This window comes from Duganella dendranthematis (assembly GCF_012849375.1).
Classification (GTDB): Bacteria; Pseudomonadota; Gammaproteobacteria; order Burkholderiales; family Burkholderiaceae_D; genus Rugamonas; species Rugamonas dendranthematis.
In genome coordinates this window covers 3,736,912-3,752,833 of the sequence record NZ_CP051684.1, presented here as the reverse complement: position 1 = coordinate 3,752,833, position 15,922 = coordinate 3,736,912, and the positions used below count along the sequence as shown (strand labels likewise).

The following is a 15,922-nucleotide window of genomic DNA, read 5'->3' as shown; positions in this document are numbered from 1 at the left end:
CATCAAACTTCCCGCAATGAAAGCCTGGGGGACTAACCAGATTTCGACTCGCTCTTTACTGGAATGGTACTTTTCAGCTCTTAAGTCGAGCAGTCAACGCACGCAGAGGTACAACGTCAGTCGCCGGTATAGGAAGGTCATTCACATACATCATTGGGACATCTCTATCAGTCACAAGTAGCCCTAGTAGCCTCAAATTGCATTCCGTGATGTCCGTTAGGCGCAAGAGCTCTCGAGGATTCGCTTTGAGCCAGACCATTCGAGCGCAGTGTTTCTGCAAATTGTCGCGCTCCTCACCCGCAAACTTCGCAAGCACCTCCGCAACTTCTTTTACTGTCCTGGCCTGCTGGAGCCATTTACACTCAATAGCCAATACACGTCCGCATGGCTTCCATGCGAGCACGTCTAAATCTCCTTGCGCCTGAGTCCCCCCAAGAGCTGTAAGTTGTATCCGCGTTATGGCCTTCCAACCTTCTGAGCGAAGTACATCAGCCACTTGGTTTTCAAAATCCGCTCCCTGTTTATTTACCATTCGACCGACATAGAGTCGCATCTCCTCACTCTCAAAGAAGTCGTTGGAAAACCGACCAACCTCGCTTCTAGAGACAAAATAATTCCAGCTGTGACTCAACTGGCTAGCACCATAAATGACGCGGCTATCAGAATCCAAACCGTCCATCAGCACAGGACGAATCATGATAGACAAACGTCGACGGAACAACCAAGGTGCAATGTCTCGGAACTTGAACGGCGGAGGAGCCTTATCCCACTTTTGCCGCGAAACCAAACAAAACGTCTGAACGAACGCATCACATACCGCTTCGCTGAGACCCCGATTCTCTGTGAAACGCTTCTTAATTTCCGCCCAAGTACTTACAACCACCGCTGAGTCCTTAACAACGGCAAGGTCTATAAGTTCAGAACAGCAAAGGAGTAATTCATCAGGAGTTAGCTTATATTCGGCGGCGAAAGATTTGGAAAATTCGGCTGAATATGGCGACTCCAAATCCTTATCTGAAATTTCTCTCGGTGTGACCTTGGCTTCGTACTCGACAGCTGCGTCTTGAAACTCCGAAGCGAATTGGTTAGAAACAAAAGGAGCCATAATTGTCTTACGATACCGTCTATCTAAATGATACTCACCGTTCGGGTAGACAACCAACTCAGCCTCCGCGAGTTCGCCATGAATGGCGTCAGAGTCATATGCGACCTCAACTAGCACGGAAATCAATGCCAATAACGATTCATATTCGCTGAGCGCGAGCACGCCCCCATCTTGCACCGGGCACTCACAGATAGCCATTTCCAATAAAATTCTGGTAGCGAGTGACGTTCTGCTTCGGTCCTGGTCCCTCTTAAAAGCGGACGAAATGGCATCTGCCCCATGCAGTGCAAGCACCGCTTGCGCGGAATTTCTCCACTGAGAATTTTCCGCATGGAGTGCTTCAATCGAGCGAAACCCCTCGGTCAATAGGCTAGTTCTTTCAATGGACTTCAAGAAGGTGCGAATTCTCCCCCAAAGACTGTCGACGATGCCATTCAGCAAACGGATGCAGTTGTCTTTGCCTTTAACTCTTTTTGGCTTGTCTATGGAAAACCCTCTGACCAACCCTATACGAACGAAATTCACGTCAGCATCATCGACAAACGAGGGGATTTCTTCAACGCGGTTCAGAATATTGTCAATTGCCAAACGGCTAGGAAATATATGGATAAGTCGCCCACCACCTAAAGGCAAAACCTCATCACAAGCCTTCGATGCAATCCCGGGTAAAAGTGTAATTCCGATAGTATGCGACGCAGCGACCAGGGCCGCTCCAACCTTCAATAGAAAAGACCTCTCGGCCGCATTATCAATACGCATGAATCCATCGAAAAAGTTCGGTGGTAATCGAATCAAGGCCCCACCATTTGAGATGGGTCTTATCGTCGCATCAAAGGGAGATGAGGTGTAAGAGCCCATACCAGTCTGCTCCATTTCATTCACCCGACTGACATCAACATGAACCTCCAAAGTTGGAGCGTGCCCGGTGGATGATAGCGAATCCAACACTACCGCCAACTCAAAGAACTTATTCGCAAAGTTAGACCATATCTCGTATGCGGTCCTTCTAGTTGAGGGGGGTAGGCCGTCAATCTTTACGATTAACCAGCGATATCCGTTTGCTGATTTGGCGGCCGCAGCGAGATATCCGTTCTCTGCGGCTAAAGGGCTAGCATACAGCGGAGCCTTTATATGGGATTGAAAAAAAGAATCTCGGCCGAAGCGTGCGACAGGGAGGAATTTTCCGTCTCGATTCGTAACCACATGCTCATCGCTCAAATCTCTGAATCTTTGACGGACAACAGCCAAAAAGTTTCCAAGAAGCGGTATAGGCCCACTGTCGCGAAGCGGTATCCAGTGAGGCACTATTTTATAGTCAGAAGCGGTCCAATAGCAGTACTGACCAAAGGCACCGCTCGGATTGTAAACATTTACGCCTGTCTCCCGTAGCCATCGTGCCTGCTGCTGACATTTCAGAAGCTTTCGAAATTCCTCAGTGCCAAAATTTAAAAGTAAATCAATGTCTGGGACGTCAAAGCTTATTGTGTCCCAGTTAGGTTTCTCAGGTGGCAGCGCCAAAACCCGCTGACGCCCAATGCCTCCAAAGACCACCACCAAAGTCCCTCTATCAAAACCCGAGCGCAACTCGAGTTCTACTCTTCTCTCTTCGATACGGCTACGTAAGGCGGTAAGCTGAGCTTTCGTATAGTCCCCAGTAGAGTAATCACCTTCGCTCATCGATACATCGGCATCATCCAGAAGCACCAGAAGATGGACCACATGCCTCGGCTCGTAAACGAAGTCAAAGCTAATCGCATTTTCCATTTCAGGAAATTGCTTATCATCATGTTTGATTTCTACACCTAACCTCGAAAAACAGTTTAGAACTTGATTGAGCTGAGATTCCGCGATGCTATCGGATACTTTACGTCCTAGGCCTAGATGCTCGATGTGTCGAATAAGGAAACGCTTTGATGCGCTAGCAACAGCATTCGGAAGCGCAAGCAATATGACATCCCCAAATTTAACTAATGGCCGGTCACGTAGGGGACTATCAATCCGATTGATAGTCCCTGGAGAGCTGTCATCGATTGCGCATGCACCTAATAAGAACGGCTCCAAATCGTTGATATCAATACCGATTTCACGTAGTCCATCGACATTGAACTGAAGCGTACGCCCCCTTTCGACCAATTCGGCAGACTTCCCAACCAAGATGTCGGAATGGCTTTCTGAATCTTCTAATGACCATCGCTTTAAGCCGAGCCTTTTACACGTCTGTTCACTCAACTTCAGCAGTGCAAGAACGCTTTTCAAAGGTGCATTTAATTCTTGTACTCCTCGCGCAAGGAAGAACGCACTGTTAAGAACAGTCGAAAGATAGCAATCGTTATAGGGGTAGGCGTCCTGAAGAATCCTGAAGTTGCCCGTTTGGGTGCTGACATTCCCGACGAACACATCCTCAGCTGGGTCCTCCATACGCCAAGCTGGAGTGCCATGCAGATTTCTGTTCAACCACCTGGCGATATCTTGGTCAGTTGCTTTCCGTTTTCCCGCACAAGAACTCGCGACAAGATGAATTAGACATTCGATGCGGGGTGTCGACGCTTGCAACTGTGGAAGCGTGAGCAAAGCCGCCGAGAGTTCCAGTGCAGTTCTTAGATGAAATGGCTTAAGCAAGCGCCTCATCTTAAGAACATCTTCCTCGTGCATCAATACATCGCCTGGCAATGTCTCATCATCGCCATCCAATAGCGCTGCCATAACTTCGGCGGAAAGCGCTTTGCCCTTGCTCCGATATTTCATTAAAACCTCTCGTAAGGTCTAACTCGACGCATCCTCCGATGCTCCAAGCGCGATAGCTTTTTTACATTAAGAGATAGTACAGGAAGGATTTCTTAGAAGCACGCCTTTCGCATTCACATGAGAGTTGCCATGTGACATCGCCAGACACTAATCACCATTATGAGAATAATGGTGAATACGGCCTCGGCGAGGTGGACATAGTCCAACCTCACGCTGTCAAGAGTCGCTCAAAGTGTTCTATTTATCTCGCTTCTCATTTCGAGGTTTAGCTATCCGACAAGAATTTTTGCTCAGCTTACGAACCAAGAAGTGAGTTATGAGGTGACCTCCCCCTACGGAACGCCCTTCCTTGTCCTCGTTCGCGGCGCCCAGGCTGTGCAGCATTATTAATGTCAAATTCACGATGCTGATGCAAAATTTCCACAGGTGTATAAATAGATAAATTTACGATAAAAACATATCAGATTTTTTTCTCTTAAAAAATAACGATTTTCTTTAGAAATATAATTATTTATACCAATAGTGCAAAAATAGCAATTTGAAGTTTATTAAAAATGTGAGTTAATGGTGACCTGACATGAAACGAAGCAGTATTTACTAGAATTGAAAATTCATCTTAAATTTATGAATATCGAAATAAGAGCCATGAGTAAGGAAGATGTTGCCGAAATAGTCGGATGCTCCGTTCGCAACATCGAAAAAATGATTAAGTCTGGTGACATTCCTGAACCAAAGCGGCTAGGAGGCTTGGTCCGCTGGCACTCCCAGGTCATCTATGACTGGCTCAACCGCGTGCTTGGAGGGACAAATGGAACGGAATCCGTCCAACTAGCGCCCGAGATGGAGATTGAAAAAACAAAAATTTCGCCAACCCATCGCAAGGCTACCGCTCAATCTAACCGCTCGGACGCCATAATGCGCATGAGGGCTAGAGAAGCACGGAACTGCCTACCTAGTTAGGCAGGGCAGCAGCAACACCTATAGCCAAGCAGGCCCTATTGATGGCTTACTACTGCATTTCTATGGAACTATCGTACGAATGCTCGTGCGGTGACGAAGCAGAGTGATGAAAATGCTGTGAGCCAATTGACATTTCCACATGACAGAATCGAGGGCGGCCTCTTTGTAAGCCCTAACCATTCAAAGTCGAGTGCATCGCTGTCCGCGCCCCAATTTTCGGGGTAACTAACTTTTCTTCATTTTCACAAGACCCCAGCCTAGCTCGCGTCTAAGACGCTCGTCCATTGATACGTCTCCGTTGTTAGAGCGGACCTCAGTGATTGTGCGGGGTTAAAGCGACAGTTTTTGCTTTCCCGCCGAGACTTCCACTCTAAGTTTTCATCCAAAAATTACTTAGGGCCAGCGCCCGACCTCCTCTCGTCCTATCCATATCATCGACATTCTGACGGCAGTTCACCCCTTCCAAACCCACTTAGCTCGGTCGTGTCATCTGTCGTAGCAAAGGCGAACTCGCCGTACTTTTTCTACATAACGTCGCGTGGTACATGCGTACGCCGTAATCACTATGCACGCCATTCTCATGAAGCCCAGCGCAGCGTTTCGTCCGACTTTATTGAAGTACGGATTGAGCCACGTCTTCTAAACTCATACCAACGATTTCGGGCATACGTGGCCGGATAGGCTATGTCGAAGCGACCTGCAAAACGTTGCCATAAAACAAAGGGGAAGGTCGGTTCCCAGCCCATTTCGGTCCGAAAGCCGTGGTCTTACATCAACTGAAAACTGTACCAATCTGTGCCAATTCTGTGCCAAATCATCGCAGATTCAGGTTCGAGAAAGTTCACGAAAACAACCGAACGAAAACATAACATATTGATTTTAAAGGATTCATGTATAATTAATTAATACGTTTAGCCTTCCATGACCTAAATTCACATTGTTCGGGACGTAGAGACCGGAGGTTCGAATCCTCTCGCCCCGACCACAATAGCCTGGTATGACACGCTGTCCGCCGCGCTGAACCAACGCCTTTCATGCTGTTCCGTCAGCTTCTTGCACGCATAGACAACATTCCCCGTGACCTGTTGCGCCTGATCGACCGACCAATTACAGTCAGGTCCTCAATGCATCCTGAAACTCACCACACGATGAGCCGCCCTATCACCGTCCATGTCACGCATGGCGAACCTTTGCTTGAAGCAGGAATGGCCGCTGCGCTATACCCGCATGCGGAGTTCGCCATCGTCCGCTCGTTCGCTCAACATGAATCGTTGAGCGACGTGCAGGTAATTGTGACCGGATACAGCAATGGCCTGATGATGCGAACGGAAACGCTTAAAGCGTTGGGGCATAAAGCGCCAGCGATTCTGATCGTTACCCCCTACCGCCAGGGGCGCCAGATCCGAACCGCCATTGAACATGGCATCCAGGGCTACATCTTACAAAACGCGACATCGGACGAATTGGTCGCCGGCGTCAGGGCGGTGGCGCAGGGACGCCGCTACATCACGCCAAGTCTGGTTGCCGAGATCGCCAACAGCCTGACCCAGAGCTCGCTGACTGTGCGCGAAGGGGGCATCTTGCACTTGCTCGCCAAGGGCCACAGCAATAAAGCCATCGCCAAAGCGTTGGACATCTCCATGAATACCGCCAAAGCCCACGTCAAAACCATTATGCGCAAGCTCGATTCTGTAACGCGTACTCAGGCAGTCGTCACCGCCATGGACAGGGGCTTGATCGACGACCGCGAGTTGTTCAACACGGCAGCGAACTGAGCAGACGAAATGCAAGACCGTCGTCTGCTCTCCCACACCCGCACTCGCGTTCAGGCCGCAAGCGTGGCGTTGTCGATCACGAAGCGGTACTTGACGTCGCCCTTGAGCATGCGTTCGTAGGCGGCGTTGATGTCGTCGGCGCGTATCAGCTCGATGTCGGCGACGATGCCGTGTTCGGCGCAGAAGTCCAGCATCTCCTGGGTTTCCGGAATGCCGCCGATCATCGACCCGGCAAGCGCGCGGCGCTTCATGATCAGGTTGAACACATTCGGCGACGGGTGCGAGGTGGCCGGCGCGCCGACCAGCGTCATGGTGCCATCGCGTTTCAGCAGCACCAGGAAGGCGTCCAGGTCGTGCGGCGCGGCCACGGTGTTGAGGATGAAGTCGAGGCTCTTGGCGTGGGCCGCCATCTCGTCGGCATTGCGCGACGCCACTACCTCGTCCGCACCGAGCGCCCTGGCGTCGGCGCGCTTGGATTCGGAGGTGGTGAACGCCACCACATGCGCGCCCATCGCATGCGCCAGCTTGATGCCCATGTGGCCCAGACCGCCGATGCCGACCACGCCGACTTTGCTGCCCGGCCCCACCTTCCAGTGACGCAGCGGCGAGTAGGTGGTAATGCCGGCGCACAGCAGCGGCGCGACGGCGGCCAGGTCCTGTTCCGGATGGCGGATGCGCAGCACGTAGCGTTCGTGCACCACGATCTGCTGGGCGTAACCACCCATCGTCCAGCCCGGCTGGTCCGCAGTCGGCGCATTGTAGGTGCCGACCATGTTGTCGCAATAGTTTTCCAGCCCCTCTTCGCAGTCCGCGCAGTGCTGGCAGCTGTCGACCATGCAGCCGACACCGACCAGGTCGCCCACCTTGTGGCTGGTTACGTGATCGCCCACTGCCGCGACGCGGCCGACGATCTCATGTCCCGGCACGCAAGGGAACAACGTGCCGGCCCATTCGGCGCGCACGGTATGCAGGTCCGAATGGCAGATGCCGCAAAAGGCGATGTCGATCTGGACGTCGTGGGCGCCCGGTTCGCGGCGGGTGATGTCCATTGACACCAGAGGTTGGTCGCTAGCGTGGGCGCCATATGCTTTGACTGTCATGTAATGCGTCCTTTCATTGATTCACTGTGGCTGACTTAATCGTGCGCATGCGCGTGCCATTCGCTCACCGGGCTCAGATAATCTTCGTCGCTGACCTTCTCCAGCCACACCACCGCCACGCCATCAAGCGCTTCCTGGACTGCGATGTGGGTCATCGCGGTGGTCGCAGTGGCGCCGTGCCAGTGCTTGTGGCCGGGCGGGCACCAGATCACGTCGCCGGCGCGGATTTCGACCTTGGCTTCGCCTTCACACTGCGTCCAGCCGCAGCCGGACGTGACGATCAGGGTCTGGCCCAGTGGATGGGTATGCCAGGCGGAGCGTGCGCCCGGTTCAAACGTCACCTGTCCGCACGAGGTGCGCGCCGGCGCTGCGGGCGAGCTTAACATTTCGATCCGCACCTGGCCGGTGAAATAAGCCTCCGGCCCTTTGGCCGATGGCATGCTGCCTACACGTTTGAGTTCCATGGTATGTCCTTTCGATTGTTTGAGTGTTTAACGCATGATGAAGCCGCCATCGACCGAGATCGACTGGCCGGTGACAAAGCTGGCGCCGTCGCTGCACAGGAACAGCACCACGTCGGCGACTTCCTCGGCGCGGCCGTAGCGGCCCATCGGCACCGCTTTCAGCATGCCTTCCAGCGCCTCGCCCTGGCCGCCGGCAATCATCTGGTCCGCCATCGGCGTCTGAATCAGGCCGGGGCACACTGCGTTGACGCGAATGCCGCGCGCCGCGAATTCCAGCGCCGCGCTTTTGGTCAGCCCGATCACGCCATGCTTGGCGGCGTGATAGACGCCCCGCTCCGCGCCGCCCACGAGCCCGCCCAGCGACGAGCAGTTGACGATGGCGCCGCTACCCTGCTTGCGCATCTGCTGCAACTCAAACTTCATGCAACTCCACACGCCGCCCAGATTGATGGACATGACGCGGTCGTAATCGTCGCGCGTGGCGTCGGCCGTTTCGGCCAGCACGTTCTGCACGCCGGCGTTGTTGTACGCAAAGTCGAGCTTGCCGAAGGCCGCCACCGCCTGCGCGATCATCGCTTCGACTTGCGCATCATCGGCCACGTCGCAGCGGATCGCCAGCGTCTTGCCGCCCAGCGCCGCGACTTCTGCGGTCGCCGCAGCCAGCGCGCCCTCGTGCCAGTCCGACAGCACCACCGTCGCCCCGGCTTGCGCAAATGCTTTGGCGGCGGCGAGACCGAGTCCGGACGCCGCGCCGGTCACCAGCGCAACCTGCTCATTAAAAGAGAATTTCATGTATGCCACCTGATCGAAAATAGAAGAAAAACCACGCAGGTCTGCAATGTACCGAAGCCTGATTCATGCGAATAGGTGGTAATCTTCACTAACTGACATGCAGCGGATTCATATATGGCACGTATCGACCTCAACAATTTGGCCGCGTTCGTGGTGGTGGCGCGGGAGCGCAGCTTCACGCGCGCGGCGGCGCAACTGGGCCTGACGCAATCGTCCCTGAGCCATACCATTCGCGGGCTGGAGGCCAAACTCGGCATGCGCCTGTTGACGCGCACCACGCGCGGCGTCTCTCCCACCGAGGTCGGCGAGCGCCTGCTGGCCAACATCGGTCCCTACTACGAAGGCATTAACGCCGAGCTCGATGCGCTGAGCGAGATGAGCGACAAGCCGGCCGGCACCATCCGCATCAGCGCGCACGATCACGCGTCCAGCACCATACTGTGGCCGAGATTATCGCAACTGCTGCCCGGGTATCCGGGCCTGAAGGTCGAGATTTCGATCAGCTACGGCCTGATCGACATCGTGGCGGAGCGTTTTGACGCCGGCGTGCGCCACGGCGACCGGGTGGCGAAAGACATGATCGCGGTGCGCATCGGCCCGGACTTCCGCCTGGTCGTGGTCGGCGCTCCGGCCTATTTTGCCGGGCGCGAAAAGCCGGTGCTGCCGCAAGACCTCACCACCCATAACTGTGCCAACCTGCGCCTGCCGACCCACGGCGGCCTGTACGCCTGGGAATTTGAAAAAGACGGCCAGGCCGTCCAGGTACAGGTGCAAGGGCAGATGATCTTCAACAGCACGCCGCAGATGCTCACGGCCGCGCTGGACGGCTACGGGCTGGCCTATGTGCCGGAAGACCTGGTTCAGCGCGACATCGCCGAAGGCAGGCTGATACAGGTGCTGGACGACTGGTGCCAACCGTTTCCCGGCTATCATCTGTACTATCCAAGCCGCCGGCAATCGTCGCCGGCGTTCAACCTGGTGGTCGACACGCTGCGCTATCGCGGTTGAAGCAGCAAACGCCATTTATGCATGCCATACATATGGGCATGCAATTTTACGGCCTAGATACACAGGCAAATTGCTAATACAGTTCGGCTATCGATCTCACTCCTTAGCGGACTCTCCATGAATATCAACCGCCTGGCAGCCCTGCTGCTGATGGCCTGCGCCAGCCATGCCATGGCCCAAACCCAAACCATCACGCGCGCCGGCAGCCTGCCGTCAAGCACAGGGCCGGCCGACTACTTTACCGGCGAGGTGCGCGTCGATCCGCTGTTTGCGCCGACCGAGGCCACGCCGTATTCCGGCGCCTATGTCACCTTCGCTGCCGGCGCCCACTCCGCCTGGCACACCCATCCGACCGGCCAACGCCTGATCATTACCGCCGGCACCGGTTGGACCCAGGTCTTGGGCGGCAAAGTCACCGAACTGCACGTCGGCGACGTCGTCTGGTGTCCACCTGGCGTCAAGCACTGGCACGGCGCCTCGGCCACCTCCTCCATGACCCATCTGGCGCTGACCGGCATGGCCAGTGGCAAGGGCGTCGAGTGGATGGAAAAGGTCGCCGACAGCGACTACCGCTACCAGCCCTGATGTCCACCGCAACGGCGCAACGCCATGACCTGTGGACGCTGACCATCCTCAGCCTGCTGATGGCCTTCGCCTCCATTTCCACCGACATCTACCTTCCCGCCATGCCTATCATGGGCGCCGCCCTGCACACGGCGTCCGGCGGCGTCGAGCTGACCATCTCCGGCTACCTGGTTGGCTTTTGCCTCGGCCAGCTGTTCTGGGGACCGCTCAGCGACCGCCTGGGCCGCCGGCTGCCGATCGCGATCGGCATGATCCTGTTCATCGTCGGCTCCGCAGGTTGTGCGCTGTCGAACAACGTCGAAAGCATGATCGCCTGGCGTGCGTTGCAAGCGGTCGGCGCCTGCGCCAGCGTGACGCTGGCACGCGCCATCGTTCGGGATTTGTATGCCGGCAGCCGCGCCGCGCAGACGATGTCGACGCTGATGATCGTCACCGCCATCGCACCCTTGCTCGGCCCCAGCGTCGGCGGCCTGATACTGCAATTCGCCGGCTGGCGCGATATCTTCTGGCTGCTGGTCGCGGTCGGCCTCGTCACGCTCGGCTTGCTGTACACCTTGCCGGAGACCTTGCCAGCCACACGCCGCATACGTGAACCGCTGTCACGCGTGTTCGTCACCTATGGCGCGCTGCTGCGGCAGCCACGTCTGCTCGGCTACGCCGGCGTCGGTGGCTTTCTGTACGGCGGCATCTTCGCATATGTGGCGGGAACGCCTTTCGCCTACATCAGCTATTACCATGTGCCGCCGCAGTATTACGGCTTGCTGTTTTCACTGGGTTCGGTCGGCATCATGGCCGCCAACCTGTTCAACGTACGTTTCGTTGCGCGCTGGGGTAGCGACCGGCTGATGCGGGCCGGTGCGCTTGCCGCCGGCATCCTCGGCATCAGCGTTGCCATCACTGCGGCCTCCGGCTGGGGAGGTTTGGCCGGACTGGTGATTCCCTTGTTCCTGTTCATCTCGTGCACGGGGCTGATTGCCGCCAACGCCATCACCGGCGCGCTGAACCTGTTCCCGGAAGTCGCCGGGTCCGTATCGGCGCTGATCGGCGCCAGCCAGTTCGGCACCGGCATTCTCGGCTCCGCCCTGGTCGGCATGCTGTCGAACGGCACGCCTTGGCCGCTCGGCGCATCCATGGCGTTTTTCGGCCTCGGCTGCATGCTGTGCGCAGTGCTCCTGACACCATCACACTGAGGTTCACATGAAGAAATTGACAGCGATCAGCGCTGCATTCGCCATCGCTACCGCGACGGCGCAGGCAGCACCTGCAACCACCAACCAAGGAGCAACAATGGAATCATCCTCCAGCCTGCAAGCCGTAGCACCTGCCCTGCAACAATATGCCGATCAACGCCTGATGGGCGAAGTATGGAACCGCCCCGGTCTGTCCCCGCGCGACCGCAGCGTGGTCACCTTGGCGGCGCTGATTGCGCGCAATCAGACTGCTGAAATGCAGCAGCATGTCAGCCTGGCACTAGACAACGGCGTCAAGCCGGGCGAGATTTCGGAGATCATCACCCACCTGGCGTTTTATGGGGGTTGGGGCAATGCGGTGGATGCGGCCAACATCACGCAGCAGGTCTTTCAAGCGCGCGGCATCAGCGCCGCGCAATTGCCACAAGCGGGCGACAAGCTGTTGCCCCTCAACGAAGAGGTGGAAGCCGCCCGCGCCACGCAGGTTGCCGCAAACTTTGGCGCGGTGTCGCCCGGGGTGGTCCAATACACCGGCGAAGTCTTGTTCCGCGATCTGTGGCTGCGGCCAGGATTGGCGCCACGCGACCGCAGCCTGGTGACCGTCAGTGCGCTGATCGCCAACGGCCAAGTCGCGCAAATCACGTACCACCTCAACCGCGCCATGGACAACGGTTTGACCCAAGCCCAGGCGTCGGAGATGCTGACCCAACTGGCTTTCTATTCCGGCTGGCCCAGCGTCTTCTCGGCCATGCCGGTGATAAAGGAAGTGTTTGAGAAGCGGCCAGGAAATCAATCATGAATTTTTCGACTTGAAAATCGCCTTAGAATTCATGCCATCCATAAATTGCCTGTCTATAATTTCAATCAGACGACATCGCAAATCACTCTGTCGATGTCGTTCAACATCGACACACCATGCCGATACAAACATAAACCAAAAATGAGCAAATCGGAGTAATAGCATGTCTAACTTTAAGAGCAACGTAATCGCCCTGGCCCTGATCGGCCTGACCTCCACCGCCATGATGGCCAGCGCCCAGGCCGCCGGCCCGAGCGGCACCGCCGCCGACTACGGCACGCTGGCGCCGGCCACCGCAGCGGCCCGCACCATCGTGATCAACGGCGATACCAAGTGGGTCAATGTCGAAAACGGTGAGACCGTGCAGTTCAGCGTGGGCGGCCAGACCTTTACGTGGAACGTCAGCACCTTCCCGGGAACCACGTCCTTCGATCTGAACAAGATCAGTCCCGCCGGCGTCCAGCTCGGCAACGTCCGCGTCTACGTCGCCTCCAATCCGCTCTACCGCGGTTAATCACCGCCTTGCGGCTCCGGGCACCATCGCCCACCGATCACCCGGAGCCTGATCAGTCCTGCGGCGCAGTCGCGCCGTAACACCTCCCAAAAGGCATCACCATGAATAAAACCTGGTTGGCTACGGCCGTCATGTACGGCCTCGTCTTCAACGCCAGCGCACAATCGAATGTCACCATCTACGGCATTGTCGATGCGGGCCTGGTGGCCGAACGCGGCGGCGCGGCCGGCAATGTCAGCAAAGTCACCAGCGGGGTCGGCTCCGTCTCGCGCCTGGGATTTCGTGGCGTCGAGGACCTGGGCGGCGGCCTGCAAGCACTGTTCATTCTCGAATCCGGCTTTAAAGTCGACACCGGCGAATCGGATGTCGCCAACGCCTTCGGCAACCGCCAGGCGCTGGTGGGCCTGAACAGCCGGTCGCTCGGCATGCTGACGTTTGGCCGGCAGAAAAATCCGTTGTACAAGGCGTTGGGCGAAGTGGGCGATCCGTTCGGCCTGGGCTACGCCGGCACCTCCAAGAACCTGTTCCCGCTGGTCGGCCCCAACACCCGCACCAGCAATACCGTGGCGTACGCGACGCCGTCCTACGAGGGCCTGTCAGGCGAAGTCACCTACAGCATGGGCGAGCAGGCCGGCAGCCAGTCCGCCGGTCGCCAGTACGCCGCCGCACTGGCCTACAGCAACGGCAACCTGAATACCCGGCTGGTCTACAACAGCCGTAACAGCGACAGCGTGACGCCGGACGCGCCGCTGGTATCGCATGATCTGGGACACAACCTGCTGTTCGTGGCGAACTACAACTTCCACGTGTTGAAGGCATTCTTTTCCTACAGCCAGGATAAGGGCTACAACAGCGCCGTGCTGCCGTCGGCCAACGCTTACGGCACCGCGCCCAAGGCCAGCACCGACAGTTCCGACCTGCTGGTCGGCGCCACCGTGCCGGTCGGCGCGCGCGGCACCATCATGACGTCCTACCTGCACAAGAACGACAAGCAATGGAACCAGGACGCCAGCCAGTTCGGCATCGGCTATTCCTACGCCTGGACAAAGCGCACCAACACCTATATCGCCTACGCCAAAATCAACAACAAGAACGGCGCCGGCTATACGGTCGGCAGCAATGGCGATCCGGGCAGCGGCAATTCGGCTTTCGACCTGGGCATTCGTCACGCGTTCTGACGGATCAGCTTTATGGCTTTACGGTGGCGGCGATCAGCGTTTCCGCTTTCAGCAACGGCGCGGCCAGCTGGTCCGGCAGGCCGGCGCTTCGCACCAGTTCCAGCGCGGAGTGAAACGCTACACGGGTGGCGCCGGTGTCGTCCTGCCGCACCAGCACGCGCAACGGCAGATCGAGCGCGAGCGCTGGCGCCGCCAGCATGGCCGGCGTGCCGCCGCGCGGGTTGCCGTAGATGAGGACGGTGGCCGGTGGCATGCCCAGTCCGACAGCGGCGGCGCCGGCGCTATGGTCGATGCGCGCAAAGACCGTCATGCCGGCGCCTTCGAAGGCGCTGACCAGCCGCGTCAATGTCGTCGGATAGTCGTAAGCGCTCAGCAGCTCTTGCGGTGCCGCGGCCGGGACTGCGGTGGTGGTGCCGTTCATACCATGCTCCTGATGATTGTTGTGAATCTGGCCGGCGGCGTACGCGGGCGACAGGGCGGCGCTTAACGCCAGCGCGACGGCGCCGGCCATCATGGCGGCGCGCGACATCGGGATTTGCATCATGGACTCCTGAAATGGCATCAAGCGCCATTGTAGGCAGCCAACTCGCACGCGGGCAGCCCCGAAAAGGGTTACACCTTTGGCCGGGGCGGTCCGGCTTACGACAGGTAGATATGATCGTTGCGTGAACGCGCCTGCTGCACGAACACTTTCGGCGGCTGGCCAAAGGCGCGCAGGAAGGCACGGCGCAGACGTTCCTCGTCGCCAAAGCCGGTCATGTCGGCGATACGGCCAATCGATGAGTGACCCTGGTCAATCAGCGCCTGCGCCGCTTCCACCCGCAGCTTTTCGATCGCCTTGGCCGGCGCCATCCCGGTCTGCGACTGGAACACGCGGCTGAAGTGGCGCGGGCTCCAGTGCACCTGCGCGGCCAGATCCTCCACGCTGAGGTCGCGGTGCAGGTTGTCGCGTGCGTACAGCAGCGCTTCCTTGACGCGGTCCGAACTCGGCTCGATCTCGGCCAGCGCGGAAAATTGCGACTGGCCGCCGCTGCGGCGGTGGTACACCACCATCGCCCGCGCCACCTTGCGGGCGATCTCGACACCGAGGTCTTCTTCCACCATCGCCAGCGCCATGTCAATGCACGCGGTAACGCCGGCCGATGACCAGATCGCGCCGTCGCGGGCGAAAATCTTGTCCTCGTCCACCACCAGCGTCGGATGCTGCTCCTGCAGCTTGCGGCCGATCGCCCAATGGGTGGTGACCCGCTTGCCGTCCATCAGACCGGTGCGCGCGAGGACGAAGGCGCCGGTGCAGATGCTGGCGATGCGGCGCGTCACGCCGGCGCTGGCCAGCAGCGCCGCTTCCAGTTCCGGCTGCGGCCCCGGCATGCCGATGGCGCCGGCGACCAGCAGCGTGTCGTAGCCGCCCCAGCCGAGCGGCAGGCTGTCCAGCGCCACGCCGCTGGAGCTTTTCACCGCGCCACCGGCCAGCGACAAGGTGGACAGTTCATACAGCGGCTGCGGCAGCAGGGAGTTGGCGAACTCAAAAACGGTCAGCGCCGCCATGTCCAGCGCCTGAAATTGCGGAAAGATCACCAGGCCGATACGCTTGCTCATGATCGTGTCCTTTTTTTATAGAAAAACGTATTTTACGCCAGTTTATGGCTTTTTATAGAGATTAATGATGTCCCGAATTGCGTGTTTAATGTCCCGATGAACATTGCC

At 57.4% G+C, this 15,922-nt stretch carries 14 protein-coding genes; 8 read left to right on the top strand and 6 right to left on the bottom strand.

Annotated elements, in window-relative coordinates:
* Positions 1 to 73: 73 nt before the first annotated feature.
* On the bottom strand, positions 74 to 3,850 hold the full coding sequence (locus HH213_RS17120; protein ID WP_169113007.1) for an anti-phage protein Upx-like protein: 3,777 nt from the start codon (positions 3,848 to 3,850) through the stop codon (positions 74 to 76).
* A 624-nt stretch (positions 3,851 to 4,474) separates the two neighbouring features.
* On the opposite strand from HH213_RS17120, the gene HH213_RS30685 reads away from it, so the two are divergent.
* Both HH213_RS30685 and HH213_RS17110 read left to right on the top strand, forming a co-directional pair.
* A complete protein-coding gene (locus tag HH213_RS30685; protein WP_169113006.1) occupies positions 4,475 to 4,810 on the top strand; it encodes a helix-turn-helix transcriptional regulator in 336 nt (111 codons plus the stop codon).
* 1,034 nt (positions 4,811 to 5,844) lie between these two features.
* On the top strand, positions 5,845 to 6,585 hold the full coding sequence (locus HH213_RS17110; RefSeq protein WP_169113005.1) for a LuxR C-terminal-related transcriptional regulator: 741 nt from the start codon (positions 5,845 to 5,847) through the stop codon (positions 6,583 to 6,585).
* Between the two features lie 50 nt (positions 6,586 to 6,635).
* On the opposite strand, the gene HH213_RS17105 is transcribed toward HH213_RS17110, so the two are convergent.
* The 3 genes from HH213_RS17105 to HH213_RS17095 are packed head-to-tail and all read right to left on the bottom strand — an operon-like array spanning position 6,636 to position 8,941.
* Entirely contained in the window at positions 6,636 to 7,685 is a 1,050-nt protein-coding gene (locus HH213_RS17105) for an NAD(P)-dependent alcohol dehydrogenase (RefSeq protein WP_169113004.1), read from the bottom strand.
* A 35-nt stretch (positions 7,686 to 7,720) separates the two neighbouring features.
* The gene (locus HH213_RS17100) at positions 7,721 to 8,149 is read right to left on the bottom strand and encodes a (R)-mandelonitrile lyase (protein WP_169113003.1); all 429 of its coding nucleotides are present in this window, start codon (positions 8,147 to 8,149) and stop codon (positions 7,721 to 7,723) included.
* 27 nt (positions 8,150 to 8,176) lie between these two features.
* A complete protein-coding gene (locus HH213_RS17095; RefSeq protein ID WP_169113002.1) occupies positions 8,177 to 8,941 on the bottom strand; it encodes an SDR family oxidoreductase in 765 nt (254 codons plus the stop codon).
* 114 nt (positions 8,942 to 9,055) lie between these two features.
* On the opposite strand from HH213_RS17095, the gene HH213_RS17090 reads away from it, so the two are divergent.
* The 6 genes from HH213_RS17090 (at position 9,056) to HH213_RS17065 (ending at position 14,215) form a co-directional block, all read left to right on the top strand.
* On the top strand, positions 9,056 to 9,949 hold the full coding sequence (locus HH213_RS17090; RefSeq protein ID WP_110847132.1) for a LysR family transcriptional regulator: 894 nt from the start codon (positions 9,056 to 9,058) through the stop codon (positions 9,947 to 9,949).
* Between the two features lie 117 nt (positions 9,950 to 10,066).
* Complete coding sequence (locus HH213_RS17085) at positions 10,067 to 10,534, top strand: (R)-mandelonitrile lyase (protein ID WP_217363444.1); 468 nt, start codon at positions 10,067 to 10,069, stop codon at positions 10,532 to 10,534.
* Positions 10,534 to 11,724, top strand: a complete 1,191-nt coding sequence (locus HH213_RS17080; protein WP_169113001.1) for a multidrug effflux MFS transporter — start codon at positions 10,534 to 10,536, stop codon at positions 11,722 to 11,724. The genes HH213_RS17085 and HH213_RS17080 overlap by 1 nt, the downstream gene beginning before the upstream one ends.
* A gap of 7 nt (positions 11,725 to 11,731) precedes the next feature.
* Entirely contained in the window at positions 11,732 to 12,523 is a 792-nt protein-coding gene (locus tag HH213_RS17075; RefSeq protein ID WP_169113000.1) for a carboxymuconolactone decarboxylase family protein, read from the top strand.
* Between the two features lie 163 nt (positions 12,524 to 12,686).
* Entirely contained in the window at positions 12,687 to 13,037 is a 351-nt protein-coding gene (locus HH213_RS17070; RefSeq protein ID WP_110847135.1) for a CzcE family metal-binding protein, read from the top strand.
* Positions 13,038 to 13,138: 101 nt separating this feature from the next.
* Positions 13,139 to 14,215 (top strand): porin, encoded by a 1,077-nt coding sequence (locus HH213_RS17065; RefSeq protein ID WP_169112999.1) that lies wholly within the window; start codon positions 13,139 to 13,141, stop codon positions 14,213 to 14,215.
* Between the two features lie 10 nt (positions 14,216 to 14,225).
* On the opposite strand, the gene HH213_RS17060 is transcribed toward HH213_RS17065, so the two are convergent.
* Together HH213_RS17060 and HH213_RS17055 are read right to left on the bottom strand one after the other, a co-directional pair.
* Positions 14,226 to 14,759, bottom strand: a complete 534-nt coding sequence (locus tag HH213_RS17060) for a DUF302 domain-containing protein (RefSeq protein WP_229263037.1) — start codon at positions 14,757 to 14,759, stop codon at positions 14,226 to 14,228.
* Positions 14,760 to 14,854: 95 nt separating this feature from the next.
* The gene (locus HH213_RS17055) at positions 14,855 to 15,814 is read right to left on the bottom strand and encodes a GlxA family transcriptional regulator (protein WP_110847137.1); all 960 of its coding nucleotides are present in this window, start codon (positions 15,812 to 15,814) and stop codon (positions 14,855 to 14,857) included.
* Positions 15,815 to 15,922: the final 108 nt, after the last annotated feature.